General features: G+C 68.5%; 14 protein-coding genes and 3 pseudogenes. 1 reads left to right on the plus strand and 16 read right to left on the minus strand.

The genetic code is table 11. The features are described from left to right. Positions 1–401 precede the first annotated feature (401 nt). Complete coding sequence (locus BLP83_RS15725) at positions 402–818, plus strand: hypothetical protein (RefSeq protein WP_143006724.1); 417 nt, start codon at positions 402–404, stop codon at positions 816–818. A 183-nt stretch (positions 819–1,001) separates the two neighbouring features. On the opposite strand, the gene BLP83_RS15730 is transcribed toward BLP83_RS15725, so the two are convergent. The 16 genes and pseudogenes from BLP83_RS15730 to BLP83_RS15800 form a co-directional block, all read right to left on the minus strand. Then, positions 1,002–1,850 (minus strand): LamG domain-containing protein, encoded by an 849-nt coding sequence (locus BLP83_RS15730; RefSeq protein ID WP_176764233.1) that lies wholly within the window; start codon positions 1,848–1,850, stop codon positions 1,002–1,004. Positions 1,851–2,211: 361 nt separating this feature from the next. Further along, positions 2,212–2,529 carry an HD-GYP domain-containing protein gene (locus BLP83_RS19415; protein WP_425389021.1) on the minus strand — a complete coding sequence of 106 codons (318 nt, stop codon included), beginning with the start codon at positions 2,527–2,529 and terminating at the stop codon, positions 2,212–2,214. 21 nt (positions 2,530–2,550) lie between these two features. Continuing rightward, positions 2,551–5,595, minus strand: a pseudogene (locus tag BLP83_RS15740) (ATP-binding protein); the annotation flags it as partial. After that, positions 5,592–6,164: a heme oxygenase-like domain-containing protein gene (locus BLP83_RS15745; RefSeq protein WP_091245000.1), complete on the minus strand. Its 573-nt coding sequence runs from the start codon at positions 6,162–6,164 to the stop codon at positions 5,592–5,594. The pseudogene BLP83_RS15740 and the gene BLP83_RS15745, both read right to left, overlap by 4 nt. After that, positions 6,148–7,701: a putative bifunctional diguanylate cyclase/phosphodiesterase gene (locus BLP83_RS15750; RefSeq protein WP_091245003.1), complete on the minus strand. Its 1,554-nt coding sequence runs from the start codon at positions 7,699–7,701 to the stop codon at positions 6,148–6,150. The genes BLP83_RS15745 and BLP83_RS15750 overlap by 17 nt, the downstream gene beginning before the upstream one ends. A 2-nt stretch (positions 7,702–7,703) precedes the next feature. Beyond that, positions 7,704–8,639, minus strand: coding sequence for a response regulator (locus BLP83_RS15755; RefSeq protein ID WP_091245005.1), 936 nt, complete (start codon positions 8,637–8,639; stop codon positions 7,704–7,706). Further along, positions 8,639–9,271: an excisionase family DNA-binding protein gene (locus tag BLP83_RS15760; RefSeq protein ID WP_176764234.1), complete on the minus strand. Its 633-nt coding sequence runs from the start codon at positions 9,269–9,271 to the stop codon at positions 8,639–8,641. The genes BLP83_RS15755 and BLP83_RS15760 overlap by 1 nt, the downstream gene beginning before the upstream one ends. 7 nt (positions 9,272–9,278) lie before the next feature. Next, a complete protein-coding gene (locus BLP83_RS15765) occupies positions 9,279–9,752 on the minus strand; it encodes a BLUF domain-containing protein (RefSeq protein WP_176764235.1) in 474 nt (157 codons plus the stop codon). Between the two features lie 10 nt (positions 9,753–9,762). After that, a complete protein-coding gene (locus BLP83_RS15770; RefSeq protein WP_091245013.1) occupies positions 9,763–10,872 on the minus strand; it encodes a protein-glutamate methylesterase/protein-glutamine glutaminase in 1,110 nt (369 codons plus the stop codon). Continuing rightward, positions 10,869–11,381, minus strand: coding sequence for a chemotaxis protein CheD (locus BLP83_RS15775; protein WP_091245016.1), 513 nt, complete (start codon positions 11,379–11,381; stop codon positions 10,869–10,871). The genes BLP83_RS15770 and BLP83_RS15775 overlap by 4 nt, the downstream gene beginning before the upstream one ends. Continuing rightward, positions 11,378–12,217 carry a CheR family methyltransferase gene (locus BLP83_RS15780; protein ID WP_091245020.1) on the minus strand — a complete coding sequence of 280 codons (840 nt, stop codon included), beginning with the start codon at positions 12,215–12,217 and terminating at the stop codon, positions 11,378–11,380. The genes BLP83_RS15775 and BLP83_RS15780 overlap by 4 nt, the downstream gene beginning before the upstream one ends. Positions 12,218–12,224: 7 nt before the next feature. Then, positions 12,225–12,758 (minus strand): chemotaxis protein CheW, encoded by a 534-nt coding sequence (locus tag BLP83_RS15785; protein WP_091245022.1) that lies wholly within the window; start codon positions 12,756–12,758, stop codon positions 12,225–12,227. An 11-nt stretch (positions 12,759–12,769) separates the two neighbouring features. After that, a pseudogene (locus tag BLP83_RS19420) lies at positions 12,770–13,798 on the minus strand (methyl-accepting chemotaxis protein); the annotation flags it as partial. Positions 13,799–14,104: 306 nt separating this feature from the next. Then, positions 14,105–14,866, minus strand: a pseudogene (locus BLP83_RS19425) (PAS domain-containing protein); the annotation flags it as partial. A 68-nt stretch (positions 14,867–14,934) separates the two neighbouring features. Next, the gene (locus BLP83_RS15795; RefSeq protein WP_091245025.1) at positions 14,935–17,151 is read right to left on the minus strand and encodes a chemotaxis protein CheA; all 2,217 of its coding nucleotides are present in this window, start codon (positions 17,149–17,151) and stop codon (positions 14,935–14,937) included. Beyond that, a complete protein-coding gene (locus BLP83_RS15800; RefSeq protein ID WP_091245028.1) occupies positions 17,148–17,441 on the minus strand; it encodes an STAS domain-containing protein in 294 nt (97 codons plus the stop codon). The genes BLP83_RS15795 and BLP83_RS15800 overlap by 4 nt, the downstream gene beginning before the upstream one ends. Positions 17,442–17,559: the final 118 nt, after the last annotated feature.

The raw sequence follows: 17,559 nt of genomic DNA on the forward strand, positions 1-17,559 counted from the left end.
CCTGTCGTGATTCCCGGCCCGCCCGCCTCACGGCGCTCGGGCGTTCGCGCGCCGCGCGCGCCAGTGGCGCGCAAGCGCGGCGGCTCTCCCCTCCAAGCGCGCGATTTACCCTGTGACAGACCTGTGCCCCGGGTGACCCGAGTCGCGGACCTTGGGCTCCGTGACTTTGCGTCAAGATTGTGCTCGCGCGGACTGGGCACCCAAGCCTGCTGAGGCCCACGACGACCGGCCTGCTTGATCAGCGCGATGATCTGCTCGCTGGTTCATCGACCCTCGCCTGTTTCCGCCCTGGCAGGATGAGGAACTGATGGCCGCTTCGCTCGTCACGGCTGGGTGACGGCGGATCGGAATCGCCCCCGCCGACTGCGGAACATGAAACCCGCGCAGCTGGAGAGTCGAGCTTGAGAAACGAATCCCCTGAACCCCTCGACCACCGCGCAGCGCAAGCGCTGGCGGCGCTTGAAGCCGGCGATGCGAGGACGCTCTGGAGCCTGCTTCCCGGCGCCTCGATTCCGACCCGGCACCTTGAGGCGAAACACGTGCCTGCCAACCCGGATTGGGGCTATGGCAGCCTCGCCGAGGCTTTCGCTCTGAGCTTCGATGGCTATGCCTGGGGCGAGGCGCAGACTGCTCCAGTGGACCCGAGACAGCTTGCCGTGGACGTCGAGCAGGGCGCGGCGATCCGGACATGGACGGCCGATGCACTGCGCGCGGCGCTGTTCGGGCTGCAGCGTCGCTATCGGGACGGCGTCTCGACGCCTGATCGGGCCCACATCGAGCGCCTGCTCACCGCACTGAGGGACAGGCTCGCAGGCTGAGCATCCCGAAGCTCACGCTGTGGCCTTTCAGGTCTGCGCGTGATGCGCTCGATCGATCGGGGCGGACTCCAACTCGATGGGGTCGGAACGCCTGGATGAGTGGATCAGTGACGGCTTCGATGGACGCGCAGGCGCGGTAAGCCGCGCGCCGGCCCGGCTTGTTTGAGACTGGCTGCGGCCGACTCAGCGCCGGCGCAGCCCCGCCCAGGCCAGACCCGCGATCAGCAGGGCGAGCAGGCCCAGGCTGCCACCCGACAGGGTGTCGACCACGGCAGGGCGCGGCAGCGGTGCCGGCAATCCGGGGCCGGCGCCGGCGATGTAGTGGGCCTGGATACGCGCGGGGCTGAGCTCGCTGGCGTAGTAGGCCACTTCGTCGATCAGACCGTTGAAGTAGCGGTTGTCGAGAACGTTGCCGCCGATGGCGATGATCGGATTGGCGTTGAGCAGGGCTGCGCCGGCGGCCGCCGATGCCTGCAGCTCGCCGTTGACGTAGACGCGGATCTCCCCGCCCTGGCTGCGGGTGACGACGAGGTGCTTCCACTCGCCGTCGTTCAGCAGGCTGGTGCTGCTGATATTGGCTTCGTTGTCTCCAGTGAAGAAGGTCAGACGGTTGTTGACCGCGGCAACAGTGAAGTCGTTGGCGCCACCACCCACGTCGGACCACACCAGGCCGTTGCCCTGGAAGGCCTGCACGCCGCCCAGACTGTTGGCCGTGGTGTTCACCCACAGCTCCAGGCTGAAGTTGCCGGCCACGGTGCGGGCGGTGTTGACGTAGTCGTCGATGCCGTCGAATCGCACCGCGCGGCCGAGACGCTCGGCGCCAGTCTGCCCCAGGGTGGGCGCATTCCGATACTCGCCGTCATTGCCGTTGCCGCTGCTGTCGGCGGCCACCGTCCCGCTGGTTTCCTCGAAGCGGTAATAGGCCACCGGGCTGTCCGCCAGCACCACGTCGGCATAGCTTGACTGGGCCTGCGCGTAAGAGGCGAGGCCAAGGCTGGCCGCGAGGGTGCAGCAGGCGAGTACAGGGTTCATGCGCAAGCTCTCCATGGCATCTAGGGTCTGGCTGGGGTCCAGCATCAGGGGTACGGCGTCGGGCGAGTGGTGCCTGCCGTGCGCAGGCGCGACCGGCCCCCATGCAAGCGGCTTGCCGCCGCGGGTTTGACACTTTCAGCAATGGACCTGCCCAGCCCGGGCCGCGAACCCCCGTGCAGATCCCAGAGCGTGTGAAAAAGCCCAGACGCCGTAGCGAGGGCGCCTCTGGGTGTTCGCGGCAAAGCGCGGCACGTGAATTCAAGGGAGTTTGGCGAGCCAAGTGACCGCGGAATTCGCGTAGCGCGCTGCCGCCACGGGCGGCCAGAGGCGGCCGCAGTAGGCGGAGGGTTCTCACATGCTCTCAGTCGGCGTAGGTCTCGGCGATCCGCCGGAACTCGTGCTGCCGCCGCAGGAAAGCCTCGACCACCTCGGGATCGAAATGGCTGCCGCACCCGTCCTGCAGGATCGCGACGGCCTGCTCGTGGCTCATGGGCGCCTTGTAGCAGCGCCGCGAGATCAGCGCGTCGTAGACATCCGCCAGGGCCATCAGCTGCCAACGCGCGGGCCAAGTCGAGCCAGCTGTGCAGCGCGCGCATGATCTGCGGCGCGCTGGGGCGCGCGTGCGAGGCGGTCCGGTGCGTGGGGACGACTGAAGGACGCCCGCCGCCAAGTGCGCCACTCAGTGCCCGCTGGGAATCCACGCCTCGAACTCGGCGCCACCGCCCGCCCGATTGCTGGCCCGCAGCCAGCCACCGTGGCTCTCGCAGATACCGCGGGCGATCTGCAGGCCGAGTCCGGTTCCGCCGGCGCCGGTCTTGGTGCCCGAACTCTGTGAAAAGCGCTCGAAGATGCTTTCCAGCTCATCCGCAGGAATGCCCGGTCCGCAATCGAGCACGAGCAGGCGCCAGCCGGCATCCCCGCCTTCGACACGCACATCGATTCGCGAGCACGCAGGCGAGAATCGCACGGCATTGGCGAGCAGATTGCGCAGCACCTGGGCCATGCGCACCGGGTCCACGAGGCAAGGCGCAGCGCCCGGCAGGTCGAGGCGGATGGTCGAGGCCGGCCCGGTGTCGACTTGGAACTCGGCAGCCACAGCGCGTGCGATCTCCACGAGGTCGCAGTGCACCCTCTGGATCGAGAAGCTGTGCGCCTCGATCTTGGCCGAGTCGAGCAGGTCGTTCACCAGCAGCAGCAGATTCGCGGCGTTGCGCTCGACCTTGCCCAGATAGTTGAGCTGCCGCTCTTCCGGCAGGTCCGGGTCGTCGATCAGGAGACGCGTGAAGCCGAGAATGCCATGCAGGGGCGAGCGCAGCTCGTGCGACATGTTGGCCAGGAACTCGCTCTTGGCCCGGTTGGCGGCGTCCGCCGATTCCTTGGCTGAAACCAGCTCGGCGGTGCGTTCCGCCACCGCGGCCTCGAGGCGCGCATTGAGCTTGCGCAGCGAATCTTCCAGCGCCTTGCGCTGGCTGATGTCGCTCACCATCACCAGCCAACCTGCCGAATCTCCCTCGTCGCGTCGTAGCGGAATCATGGCGATGTCGCACAGACGCTCGCGACCGTGCCCGTCGCGCAGCGCACTCTCCCGACGGACGACATAGCTGCGTGTCGACGAGGTGCTGATGAGGGCTTCGGCGTCTTCACCGCGGGCAAACAAACCCGGGAAGGGTCGGCCCACCAGGCTCTGGTAGCCCTCCAGAATCTCGTACAGGCGCGGACTGCAGTAGTCGATCCCCAAACCCTCGTCGAGGGTCAGCATGCCGTCGTGGGAAGCTTCGAGGATGCGCGCATAGCGGTCGTTGGATCGCTGCAGGGCGAGGCTCTGGCGTGATTGCGCCCGTTCCTGCCACTTGCGCGCACTGATATTGCGCACCAGCGCAACCCAGACCGGGGCTTCGCCGTCCCGAGTGCCCGTGGGTGTGAGCGAGAGCGAAAGCCAGCGTCCTTCGGCCGGCGCGAACTCCAGTTCGATGGGGCGCTGCCGGCCGAGCGCGTCCCTCAGGGCCGCCAGAGTTTCGTCATCGCCCCAGCTGCCATCGAGAAAGGCGGGCGTCTTTCCGACCGAGGCCTTCCCCTGATTCAGCAGGACGTCGAATGGCGGATTGGCGAACAGCACCTCCAGCCGGCCGTCCGCGCTGCCGCGGGCGATCGCGAGGCCATCCGGGATGTGCATGATTCCGGTCTGCAGCAGGCAGACGGTGTGCTCGGCCCGACGCCGCTCCTCGTCGAGGCCCAACAGGCGCCACTGCACGCCCAGCCGGCGCGCTGCCTCCAACTGGGCGGGGCTCCAGGGCCTTGACTCGTCCCGACGCACTTCCCGCCATTTCGCGAAGGAGCGGCGCGGCCCCAGCCGTTCGGTGCGGCCGGAGGGCTCCATCGGCGAATTCGGGTCGCCACCCCAGAACACCGAGCGCGGCTCTTCACGACGCCACAGCAGCAGCCCGCTGCCCGCCCGACCGAAGGGAATCCACAGCGCGCCGGACACCGCCGAGCCCGGTTCGACCACGCCCGCCGCAGCCAGCGCCGACGAGGCCAGCGGGGCATCCCGGCCCTGCGTCATGAAGTGCACGACACAGGCCTCCAAGGAGCCCTGCAGCTCCGCCTCAATGGACTCAACGCGCCCCTCCTCCACCAGCAGGCCGCCATCCGCCATGAACCAGGCGAGTATCTCGGCCTTCAGCGCCTGCCAGGCTGCAGCGACGCTTCGGAACTGGCTGCCCTTCGACTGCAGCCCCTCGATCAGATCCAGCAGGCTCTGGTCCTCAGCGAGACGCTGTCGGTAGTCGAGCGCAAGCAAGCGGGCGCCGACCATCTGGCCCATCACCCGGCAGGTGACGCGCAGTGCATGCACGATGGCGTGCGGCGGCACCCGCGGCAGCTCGTCATGCGCGACCAGCAGCCCCCACAGACGGCCATCCACGAGCAGTGAGATCGCGAGAGTGGCGCGCACGCCCATGTTGCGCAGGTACTGCAGGTGCATGGGCGAAACGCTGCGCAGCAGGGCATGGCTGAGATCGGGGGCGGGCTGGGCCTCGGCAATGCCGACCAGCGGCATGCCCTCGTCGTCGGCGTCGGCGATCACGCGAAGGTGCACGCTGGCATACAGGCGCCGCGCCTGCGGAGGAATGTCCGAGGCGGGAAACTGCAGCCCCAGATAGGCGGTCGGCTCGCCGGCGCGCACCTGTTCAGCGATGACCTTGCCGTTCCAGTCGGCATCGAATTCATAGGCCATGACCCGCTGGTAGCCGGTCATGCGCTGCACCTCGGCACAGGCGATGTCGCAGAGCTCGACAACGCTGGCGGCCACCGCGAGCTTCTGCGAGAGGCTGTCGATGAGGCTGGCGGCGTCGGATTCGACCAAGTCCGGATCGACCCGCGTGGGCTGCAGCTCGACGATGACCGCTGCGTCCCAGGCGTGGACCGAGGCTTCCAGCACGGCGGCGGCCGGCCCCAACGCCACCCGCGCCTGTCGCCGCATCGGCGTACCGTCCGGCCACAGGCCCTGCGCGCGCACGCCACGGGCGAGCTCGTCGAGGCGCGGGCTGAGCCTCGCCAAGGCCCGGCCCAGCAGCTGCTGCGGGGCGATGCCGAGCACCGACTCGGCATTCATCGAGCACATCGCGATGCTCGCGTCCTCAGCCTTGCAGACGAGGATCACGCCGTGTGACTGCGAACGCCCGAGGCGATGGATGGGTTCTTCCGCGCAGGCCCGTTCGGCCGCTTCCAGAATGGGATCGGGCCTCATGCCGAGACCTCCGGTGCTGGCGCGCAGGCACTCAGAGCAGCGAGAGCGAATCGGAAGTCAGCCACCGCGAGTTCGACGGCGGCGCGCTGCGCCGGCCCTTCGAGCTGGTCCAACACCCGGCAGATGCGCGGCCAGTCACAGCGCTGGGCCAGCACCGCATCGAGAAAGCGCCTCGGCAGGTTGGCCGCTCCTCCCAGCCGATCCAGCTGCCGGGCCACGATCGAAAGCCCCGCTTCGGCGCCACGCACCACGTAGATGCGCCCCCAGATCGCGTCGGGATGCGCGGGCTCGGGGGGCGTCTCGACGACTGCGGGCCAGGCGACGGCGAGCGCCCCCAGGTCCTGCGCAAGACAGGCCCAGGCCTCTGTCGAGGCCAGCGCGGGCCGCGCCTCCGTCTGCTGCAGACGGGCGGCAAGCGGCGCGATGCTGGCGGCCAATGCGACCAGGTACTGCCCATAGGTCGTCGCCGAGAGTGGGGAGCACAGCATTCCCTGCATCACCGCGGTGCTCTCGACTGCCGCGTGCAGGCCGCGAGTGGCCGCGCGCAGCGCCTCAAGCCCCGCTGGCATGCGCCGCTCCGGCAGGTGCCCACAGCGCCTCCAGCTCATGCGCCGGCAGCGGTCGGCCGAACAGGAAGCCCTGGAAGCAGTCGCAGCCCATGGCCAGCAGGACGTCGCGCTGTGCCGCGGTTTCGACGCCCTCGGCAACCACGTCCATCCGCAGCGAATGCGCCAGCTGCACGATGCTCAGCAGCACGGCGCGCGCGCCTTCGTCCTTCTCGGCGTCGACGACGAAGCTGCGGTCGATCTTCAGCAGGTCGGCGGGAAAGCGACGCAGGTAGCCCAGCGAGGAATAGCCGGTGCCGAAATCATCGATCGCGAGACCCACCCCATCGGCCTTGAGCGACTTCAGCACGTGAATCGCGTAGTCCACGTCCTGCAGCAGCGCGCTTTCGGTGATTTCGATCTGCAGAGCCGACGGTTGTACCCGGAAGCGTTCGAGGGTGCGCTTGAACTGGCCGCGGAAATCGCTCTGGTTGAATTCGTAGCCGGACACGTTGACCGCGACCACAGGCGCCTGCCAGCCGCGCTCCCGCCAGCGCAGGATCTGCGCGCAGGCCATCTCCACCACCCGTCGACCGAGGTCGGGCATGAAGCCAGCGCGCTCGGCGATCGGGATGAAACGCGCGGGCGAGACGTTGCCCAGCTTGGGCGACTGCCAGCGCAGCAGGGCCTCGACGCCGTCCAGCTGCGGCGCGCCGACAACAAGACGCACCTTGGGCTGGAACACAAGATGGAACTCGTCGTTCTGCAGGGCGCTGGCGCAGGCCGATTCGAGCAGCATGTCGTCCTGCATCTGCCGCGCCATCGCCTCCGAGAAGGCCCACACGGTGCCCCGCCGCTGACGCGCGGCGGTAAACGCTGCGGCCGCCGCATGGTCGAGCAGCTCGCTGGCGCTGCGACCGTGTTCGGGCGCGATGGCCAACCCACCGGTGACGCGGTGGGCATGTTCGCCGCGGCCCACCCGGAGCGGCTGGGCGAGCACCCGCAGCCAGTGCTCGGTGGCGGCCATCGCGGCTTCGGCCGTCGGCTGTGCCAGCGATACCAGCACCAGCTGGCCGTTGCCCAGATGGCCGGCGAACTCTCCCCGGCGCAGTTGGGCGATGACGCGCGTGCTGATCTGATCGATCAGGGCGCCGGCTTCGTTGCGTCCGTACAGCGATTCGATCTCGTGATACAGGCCCAGGTTGAACTGCGACACCGACACGATCTGGCCCAGCTGCAGCGCGGTTTCGAGCGCGCGCTCGAGTCGGAAAAGCAGGCCGGGCGCGTCCAGCAGCCCACCACTGCGACGCGCTGCGACACCTGACCGGCGCTGCACCAGACGGGCGCCATCGGCGCCCTCCAAGGCCAGCACCTCGGCATCCGCGGGCAAGGCGCCGATCGGATGTCCGTTGGCGAGGTCGTACCAGGGCAGGCCTGCCTCGCGCAGCCAGGCGCGAGCCTCTGGATTGGCAAAGCGGAGCTGGCCCTCGGGACCGACGACCAGCAGGGGCCAGAGCGCGCGCGCCAGGACCAGCCACGGCAGCTCGCTGCCGGCTGGCATGGCTAGAACTCACGCCAGGCCGACAGCGCGACCCTGGCCCGCACGGTGTTGCCGCAGCCGAGGTATTCAACGCTGTCGAAGCTGAGCTCGCGCGCGATCTGGATGCCGCGGCCGTTGGGTTCGGTGAGTCGGTGCGGCAGAGCTTCGAGGAAGGCGCCGGCGTCAAAGCCCGCACCCGGGTCGGCCACGGTGTAGGTCACCGCCTCCTCGTCGCGTTCGATGCGGACGGTGGCGAACCAGCGCGAGGCATCGCGCTCGGCACGCCGTGCGGCGAGCAGCGCGGGGTAGTTGCCGCTCAGCAGTGCCGCCTTCTTCTGCTCGTAGCCGATACCGAGGCAGCCGTGCTCGATCGCATTGCTGAGCAGTTCGAACAGGCCGAAGGCGACCGGGCTCGGATCGCCGCTGGCGCGGGCCAGGAAGGTGGCCAGCTCCTTGGCCTCTTCCAGCGTGGAGTAGCGGAACTCGCCCGACAGGATCAAGCCGAGCGCGACGCTCGACAGCATGCGTCGCGTCATCTCGCGGATGTTGCGGTAGTTGCCGACCGCGCCGGCCACGATGGGGATGAGCTGGGCGCGGTCGAAGGGCTTGATGAGGTAGTAGTGGGCGCCGGCTTCGAGGCCCTGGGCGACCTGGTGCGGACTGCCGGCCGCGGTCTGCAGGATCACCGGCAGCGCGTTGAGGCGCGGGTTCTCCTTGATGCTGCGGAGCACCGTGATGCCATCCATGCCTGGCATCATCCGGTCGAGCAGGACGGCGTCGTAGCGGTCGGGCTCGGCCGCCAGCAGCTCAAGCGCTTCGCGCCCGGATTCGGCGCGCACCAGCGTGTACGGGCTGCGGGCCAGCATGCCTTCGATCAGATCGAGGTTGTCGGGCTCGTCGTCGACGATGAGGAGCGTCGCCGTGCCCGCCGCAGGATCCGTTTTTCGGTCAGCGTCCATCAGGCAGCTCCAGTCTTGGCCGGGGAGAGCAGGAAATCGCCGACGCGCTGGCGTCCAAGCGGCTTCGGAAGGAAGGCCACGCCAGCGGGCAGGCCCCCGCGCCGGCCGATCTCGTCGAGGTCATAGCTCGACATCGCGGCGATGCGGATCGCCGCGGTGGCCGGGTCTGCACGCAGCGCGCGCAGCATCGCGAGACCGTCGAGCTCGGGCATGTGGATGTCGGTGATGAGCACGTCCACGGCCGTGCGGCCGAGCTGGATCAGGCCAGAGAAGCCGTTGTCGGCCTCCAGAATGCGGGCGGCGGGCAGCAGGCCACGCACGGCACGAACTGCAAGCTCTCGGTCGTTCTCGTCGTCGTCCACCACCAGCACGCAGGGCGCGGCATCGCTCTGCACATGCGGCGGGGCTGGCGACGCGCCCGTCGCGTTCGCCGATGTCGGGCCCTGCTCGCCCTGCAGCTGCAGCCTCGAGTTGCGGACGAAATTGTCGACGCTGTCGACCGCGAGCCGGCGGTGTCCTCCGGCGGTTCGCCAGGCGCGAAGAACGCCGGCATCCACCCAGCGCTGCACGGTCTGCACCGTGACGCCGAGCATCCGGGCCACTTCGCGGGTGGTGTAGGTCTTTTCGTTCATGGCATCACTAGGGGCTGGAAGTGACGCGACTGCCCGTGTTGACGGGGCGAACCAGATGTCGCGCATTGGCCGCCCAATACTGCCGCAGCAGAACGGCGGCCGGATCAGCGGCCTGTTCCCCGGCCAGCGCCTGCTCGAAGTTCGAGACTTCCGTCAGCAGCCCCGGGGGCGCAATCGCTTCGACCGCCTCCATATGGAAGAAGCCCATGGCCCAGGACGAGAACAGTCGGGACACCACCAAGGGCTGGTCGCTGAGCAGGGTGAACGCCGCATGGCGCCGATCGCGCGCGATGCGTCCGATCAGATCCGACACCTCAACCGTCGGGCCCTCGAGGCACTGCAGGAAGAAGCGGTCCTGGTAGAACAGCGCGCCGGTGATGCCGCGCCCGGTGTTGGCCCGGCGCGAGTGGACGAGCAGTTCGAACAGTGCATCCAGGCCCAGAGGCTTGTGCGAGAAGCTGGCGTACACGATTCGGCGCATGGCGATGGCCTCAGGGGCGCACGGACGGGGAGGCTCGACGCTGCAGGTCGAGGGTGGAGACTGCAATGATCTCGTCGGCGATGCCATCGAGCGGCACCACCGTCTCGGCCGCGCCCAGGCGGATCGCCTCGCGCGGCATGCCGAACACGACGCAACTGGCTTCATCCTGCGCGACCGTGCGGGCGCCGGCCTGACGCATGTCGAGCAGACCGCGGGCGCCGTCGTCGCCCATGCCGGTCATCAGCACGCCGAGTGCATTGGCACCGGCGTACTGCGCCACCGAGCGGAACAGCACGTCGACCGAGGGCTTGTGGCGGTTGACGGGGGGGCCATCCAGCACCTCGACACGATAGAGAGCCCCGCTGCGCACGACGCGCATGTGCAGCCCGCCCGGCGCGATCAGCGCGCGTCCCGGCAGCACGCGATCGCCGTGCTCGGCCTCCTTGACGTCGATCTCGCTCAGGCTGTCCAGCCGCTTGGCGAAGCTCGCGGTGAACTTCTCGGGCATGTGCTGGACGATGACGATCCCGGCGACCAGGCGCGGCAGCGCGACCAGCACCTGCTCCAGCGCCTGGGTGCCGCCGGTGGAGGTGCCGATCGCCACCACGTTCTCGGTTGTGGCCATGGCCGACGCGCGTGCGGCGGCAGCGGCGTTGGCGGCCTGCGCGACGGGCCTGGCAGCACCTGAGCCGCGCGCGCCGATCGCGCGTGGACGCGCCCGCGCCGCCTCGCGGATGGCCTGGACGAACTCCCGAGCGTTCTCCTCGAGAAAGCCCTTCAAGCCGAACTTCGGCTTCGCAACCACGTTGACCGCCCCGGCCGCCAGCGCCTGCAGGGTCGTTGCGGCGCCGGCTTCGGTGAGCGTCGAGCAGACGACAACCGGCGTCGGACGCTCCGCCATGATCTTTTTGAGGAAGGAGATGCCGTCCATCCGCGGCATCTCGACATCGAGCAGCACCACGTCCGGCCATTCGACGGCCATGCGCTCCATGGCGATCAGGGGGTCCGCCGCGGTGGCGATGACGCGCAAGTCACTGGCGCTGCCGAGTACGGCCGACAGCACCTGCCGGACCACTGCGGAGTCGTCGACGATCAGCACGCGGATCGCGGCGGTGTTCATGGTGTCGGCTCGCAGAACGCGGGAGACACGGGATGGAACTGCACCGCGACCACGCCGGTGGCGACATCGAAGCTGATGCGTCGATGTCCATCTCCACCGACCGACTCCGCCGCCAGCGTGATCCCCGCTGCGTCCACCAGTGCGCGGACGCAAGCGATGTTGTCGGCACCAATGTCACCCGCGGCCGGCGCGAACATGCGTCCGCCGCCGAACAGCTTGTGCACGCAGCGCTCGCGGGGGATGCCGCGCGCGGCCAGCTCCGCCCACATCAGCGGCACCACGGCGCGGCCGAACTTGCCGGCGGCGCCCTCCTTCTCTGCTGATCGCGGCCTTGTCTTCTCCTCGGGCAGGATGAAGTGGCAGCAGGCACCCGTCAGCGTCAGCGGATCCCAGAGGGTCAGGGCCACGCAGGAGCCGAGCAGGGTTTCGATCACGCCCTGTCCCCAGCGAATCGCCCATTGACCGGGCATCAGCACGATCGGCGGGCTGTGGTCCGCGTCCGTACTCATGGCGATGCGTCCTCTGGCCGTGCGTAGATGCCGGGGCCACGCGAAACCAGGGGCCCGGCCACCTGATGCAGGCTTTCGGACAAACCCACATAGAGGCGTCCACCGGGCTTGAGCTTGGCCGCGACGGCGCGCACGACCTGCGCCTTGGTGGCCGTCTCGAAGTAGATCAGCACGTTGCGCAGGAAGACCGCATCGAAGGGGCCGATCGCCGGCAGCGCCTCGATCAGGTTGATCTGCTCGAAGCTCACGCGCTCGCGCAGGGCACGCTCGACCAGCAGAGTGCCGGCGTAGTCGCCCTGGCCGCGCAGGCAGTAGCGGTGCAGCAGGTCGATCGGCAGTCGCTGGGCGCGTTCCATCGGGTAGTGTCCGCGCCGCGCGCGCTCGAGTACGCGCTGGCTGATGTCGGAGCCGAAGATCGACCAGACGAGCGTCGGCCGCGTGGTCCGCGCGATCTCCGCAAGCACCATGGCGATGCTGTACGCCTCTTCGCCGCTGGAGCTGGCCGCGCTCCAGACCTCGAAGCGGCGACCGCCGGCTGCCGCCGCGCGCGCCTGCACGGCAAGCGCATCGAAGTGTTGCGGCTCACGCCAGAAGTAGGTTTCGTTGGTGGTCAGCAGATCGATGGCGATCTGCAGCTCATCGTCCTGCGTCCGGTTCCGGATTTTCTGCAGGTACTCATCGAAGCCGCTCAGGCCGAGGGCATCGAGGCGTCGCTGCAGTCGACCGGCCACCAGGGCCTCCTTGCCGGGGCCGATCGAGATGCCCGACACCTCGAACAGCAGCCTGCGGATGCCGTCGAAGGTGGTGGCGCTCAGCGCGGGCCGGTCAAGCAGCATGTGTACCTCAGTGGTGGTCCAGCGCGGCCAGACGGACGCCGGCCAGCTCCTGGAAGTCGAAGGTGGAGGTGATGTCGAGCAGGATCAGGAAGCTCTCGCCGCGATTGACCATGCCGCGGATGAAGTCGGCCCTGACCGCGGTGCCAAAGTTGGGCACCGGCATGACCTCGGAGGCCGCCACGTCGACCACCTCGCTGACGCCGTCCACCAGCACGCCGATGTCGTGGCGTTCGGCGCCATCGGTGAGCTCGACGATGATCACGCAGGCCCGCCTCCCGGGCGGCGAGGGCTGGCGTTCGAGGCGGATCGCCAGGTCGACCACGGGCACCACCAGACCGCGCAGATTGATCACCCCGCGAATGCAGGGCGGCGTCATCGGCACCTCGGTGACGCCCGCGTACTGGAGGATCTCCTTGACCGCCGCGATGTCGACACCGAAGTGGGTGCCGCCGGAGACGAAGCTCAGGCACTGATGATCGTGCATGTCACCGTTCTGGCGCGCCGGCTCCGCCAGCGTTTGCAGGGCGTGTGCACTGTCCATGGCAGTCGCCCTCAGAAGCGCGAGAAGTTGGATTCGAAGCGGTCATCGCCCTCCTTCGCGCCGGCCTCCTTGCGGCGCTTGCCGGACAGCGGGGTGACCCGTGGCTTCTCCCGCGAGCGCGGCTGGGCGACATCGCCGGCGGCTGTCGATACGCGGAAGAACTCCATCAGCTGCTGCAGCTGTTCGGACTGCGCCGACATCTCCTCGGCGGTGGCGGCCAGTTCTTCCGAGGCCGATGCGTTCTGCTGCGTCGCCTTGTTGAGCTGCGACATCGCCGAGTTGATCTGCTGCACGCCGGAACTCTGCTCATCGGAGGCGGCGGTGATCTCCTGCACGAGATCCGAGGTGCGACGTATGCTCGGGACCATCTCCTTCAGCAGCTCGCCAGCCCGCTCGGCGACCGTGACGCTGCCGGCCGCCAGCTCACCGATTTCCTGCGCCGCGACCTGGCTGCGCTCTGCCAGCTTGCGCACCTCGGCGGCGACCACCGCGAAGCCCTTGCCGTGCTCGCCGGCGCGGGCCGCCTCGATGGCCGCGTTCAAGGCCAGCAGGTTGGTCTGATAGGCGATGTCGTCGACGATGCCGATCTTGCCGGCGATCTGCTTCATGGCGGCGACCGTTCGACCCACCGCCTCGCCGCCCTCGCCGGCCTCTTTTGCCGCCTTGGAGGCCATCGAGTCGGTGACTTTGGCGTTGTCCGCGTTCTGCGCGATGGAGGCGCTCATCTGCTCCACCGAGGCGCTGGTCTGCTCGACGCCTGCAGCCTGCTCCGAGGCTGCCTGGCTGATCGACTGGGCGGTGGCGCTGACCTGCTCGGCGGCGGCGGTGAGCGAGTCGGCCGAAAGGCGCACCTCACCGATGATGCGAGCCAGGGTTTCGACGGTCTGGTTGGTGTCATCCTTCAATTGACCGAACAGGCCGGTGTAGTCGGCATCGATCTTCTGGGTGAGATCGCCCTTGGCGATGGCGGACAGCACCCGCGCGACATCGCTCAGGCCGGTCTCGGCGACGTCCATCAGATTGTTCATGCCGCCTGCCAGCTTGGCGAAGAAGCCGGCCTTGCCCTCGGCGACCAGACGCTGCGAGAAGTCGCCGGCGCCGGCGCCTTCGACGACGCGCTGGACCTCGGCCTCGATGGCGACCTCCTCGGTGCGGTCCTTCCATTCGACCACGGTGCCGAGGCGCGCTCCGCCCTCCCCGAAGATCGGCGTGGCGATCAGCGAGAAGGTGCGTCCGCCCACCTGGATCTCGGTCCGGTAGGTGCTGCGCAGATTGCCGAGCAGGTTGCGCTGATGCGCAGGGTTGCGGTGGAAAACGTCGAAGTTCGCGCCCACCACCTTCTTGGCGTCGAAGCCGGGCAGCTGCTTGCGCAGGTCCTGCTCGGCGGTGGCGAGCATCTCGAGTACGGAGCGGTTGCAGAACAGGATGCGACCGCTGTCGTCGGCCAGCATCACATTGGTGGTGGTGGCTTCGAGCGCCTGCTTCACCCGGGCGTTGGCGACACTCTCCTCGGCGGCGCTCGCAAGGTTCTCGCGGACCGCGTCGATGGCAGCGGTGATCTGCGCCTTCTTGCCCGGCAGTCGGTCCATGGCGACCGAGAAGTCCCCTTTGGCGTAGCCGGTGATGACGTCGACAACCTTCATCTTCACGGCGATGTGCGAGGCCACCAGGCCATTGATGCCTTCGGCGATGGCGCCAAAGCCACCCTTGAAGCGCGCACTGTCGATGCGCTCGTCGATCCAGCCGGCTTCATGCTGGCTGACCATCTCCGACTGGGCCGCCTGGAACTCGCGCAGCGAGCGGGCGAGGCCGTTTACCGCCTGCGCCGATTCGCCCAGCGCATCCTCGCCGCTGTAGCGCACGGCGGCCTGGAAGTCGCCCGCACAGATCGCCTCGACACTGCCGGAGAACTCGCGGAGCGTCCGCCCCGAGTAGTGGGTGAGCCACCAGGCGCAGTAGAAGATCGAGCCGATGCCGATGGCGTCAACGGCGATGATCAGCGGCCCCGTGACGAGGTGCGAGACCAGGATGGTGAGAACCGCGAGGATCGAGACGGCCACCATGGTCGCCTTGATGCGGGCTTGGAACGTGAGGCTGGCAAGTGACATGTTGGCTCTCCGGAGCTGCAGCGAGTGACCAGGTGCGGTGAGGAAGGGGGTGGGAATGCGCGGGTGGCTCAGGCCCGGGGTGCACTTTCCAGGCCCAGTGCGAGGGCCCGTGGCGGCGGGCTGCCGCGCGCGCCCCGCAGCAGTTCGCCGACATCGAGGATCAGCGCGATCTCGCCGGTCCCGAGGATGGTCGAGCCCGACAGCGGGCGAATGCGCGAGAACACCTTGCCCAGCGGCTTGATCACCGTCTGGTGTTCGCCGAGGAGCTGGTCGACCAGCAGCCCCGCTCGCACGCCATCGGACTTGACGATGACGATGCTCCGGCGGGTCGCCGTGGTCGCGGGCGGAATGCCGAGGCTGCGCGCGACGTCCAGGATCGGCAGCGCGGTACCGCGCTGACTGATCACTCGTTCGCCCTCGCCCACGGCGGCGGCGGACAGACACTCCTCGATGTTCTCCAGCGGAATCGCCAGCACGGCGGTGCCGCAGCGCACGAGGAAGCCATCGATGATGGCCAGGGTCAGCGGCAGGCGGATTTCCATGCGTGTGCCGCGTCCGCGTTCGGACTGGATGGCGATGCGCCCCCGCAGCTTCTCGACGTTCTGGCGGACCACGTCCATGCCGACGCCGCGGCCGGAGATGTCGGTGACGGCATCGGCGGTCGAGAAGCCGGGCTCGAAGATCAGGGCGTGGATGGCTTCTTCGGACAGCAGCGCACCCTCGGGCACGAGGCCTTTGGCGCGAGCCTTGGCCAGCACGCGTTCGGTGTCGATGCCGCGGCCGTCGTCGGCGACGCGAATCACAATGCTGCCGGAGTCGTGGCGCGCCGACAGGCACAGCCGGCATTCGCGCGGCTTGCCCGCCGCCTCGCGTTCGGCGGGGGTTTCAAGCCCGTGGTCCAGCGCGTTGCGCACGAGGTGCATCAGCGGATCGCTGATCTTCTCCACCACCGACTTGTCGAGCTCGGTGTCGCCGCCTTCGATATCGAGACGCACCTCCTTGCCGAGGCTGGCGGAGAGATCGCGCACGACCCGACGGAACTTGGCGAAGGTCTCCTCGACGGGGACCATGCGCAAAGCCAATGAGCTGTTGCGGATCTCCTCGACCAGGCGGCCCATGTGGTGGGTGGTTTCCTGCAGCTGGGCGTTGCCCTCGGACTGGTTGCGCGCCGCGGCGCTGACGATCACCAGCTCGCCGACCAGATCGATCAACGCGTCGAGCTTCTCGGCCTGCACCCGGAAGACACGGGCTTCTTCGGTCTTCTCGCGCACCTGCGCCTGCTTGCGCAGCGCCGCGTCCACCACTGCCGGCGCCACCAGGCGGTTCTCGACCAGCACCTCGCCCAGCGGCTTGCGGCGATCGCCAGCCAGGCTTTCCATGTGATGGACCGCCAGCGCGCGGTGCAGGTCCTTTTCGCTGATCGCCCTGCAGGCGAGCAGGATCTCTCCGAGGCGCCCCGAATCCTGCGGCAGCGCCTGGATGAGCCGGATGTACTCCTCGGCATCCGCACGCGGAGGAATCAGCCGGACGTCGCATTCATCGTCGATGAATTCGAACGCGTCTTCGATTTCCCGCTGGCTCGCGGTCGTCGACAGCCGCAGCTCGAAGCCGAGATGGCAGCGCTCCGGGTCGAGCTCGGACAGCGGCGGCACGGCGTCGTCGATGGTTTCCGACAGGGTCAACTCGCCCAGCGAGCCCAGGTAGCGGATGGTCGCCAGCGGGTCGATGCCGCGCAGATGGCAGTCGGGATGGAAGCGCAGGGAGATGTGCCAGGTCGAGCGCGCGGCATCGCCCTGCGGATCGGCGGGGTCCGGCTCGGCAACGCGGCTCAGGCGCGTGCTCGCTGTTGGAATCAGCGTCATGGCGCTGGGCTTGAACGCGGCGAGCGACTGCAGAAGCGCCTCCGACGCGAGCCGCTGGGCCTCCGGCGGGTCCACCTCCGGCCCCTCGCTGCGGGCGAAGTCCACCAGTTCGGTGACATGGTCGCAGCAGCGCAGCAGCAGGGAGCTCAGGGGTGGCGACAGGTCGATCTGACCGCTGCGCAGCTGATCCAGCAGGGTTTCGACTTCGTGGGTGAAGCCGACGATCGCGTTGAGGCCGAACAGACCGGCCGAGCCCTTGATCGTGTGGATGCTGCGGAACAGAGCGTTGAGCAGGTCCGGGGACTGGGGCGCATCCTCCAGTTCGAGGAGGGTCTGCTCCATCTGCTCGAGCATCTCGCCGGCCTCGATATAGAAGGTCGCCAGGGCCTTCTGCAGGGCCTTCTGGTAGTCGTCGGCACTCATGTGCGCACCTGGGTCGCCGGTTCCGGCGGCGTGAAACGGTGTTCCAGCGCGAGCAGGGTGAGGGTCGCGGCCAGTCGCGCAGACCGCTGCAGCCGCAGCTGCATTCCACGCAACTCGGCTTCCTTGGCGGTTGCCAGCAGCAGTTGGACACCCGCGCCATCGATCTCCTGCACCCCGCGGCCATCGAGCTCGAACACGTCGGCGGGCCCGGACAGCAGCTGCAGCAGCGCTTCGCGCACGCCGACGACCGACTGGATGGTCAAGGACTCGGGCAGTGTCCAGGCGATCATGGTTCGCGCTCCTCGCGGCAGGTCGCGGGCCTCAGGTCAGTGGCGCGGTCGGGTGAAGGTCCAGTGACCGCGAGCTCATCATACTCATCACAATCATCACTTTCATCTTTTAAATTGC

It is taken from the genome of Aquimonas voraii (assembly GCF_900101825.1).
In the GTDB taxonomy this organism is placed as follows: Bacteria; Pseudomonadota; Gammaproteobacteria; order Xanthomonadales; family Xanthomonadaceae; genus Aquimonas; species Aquimonas voraii.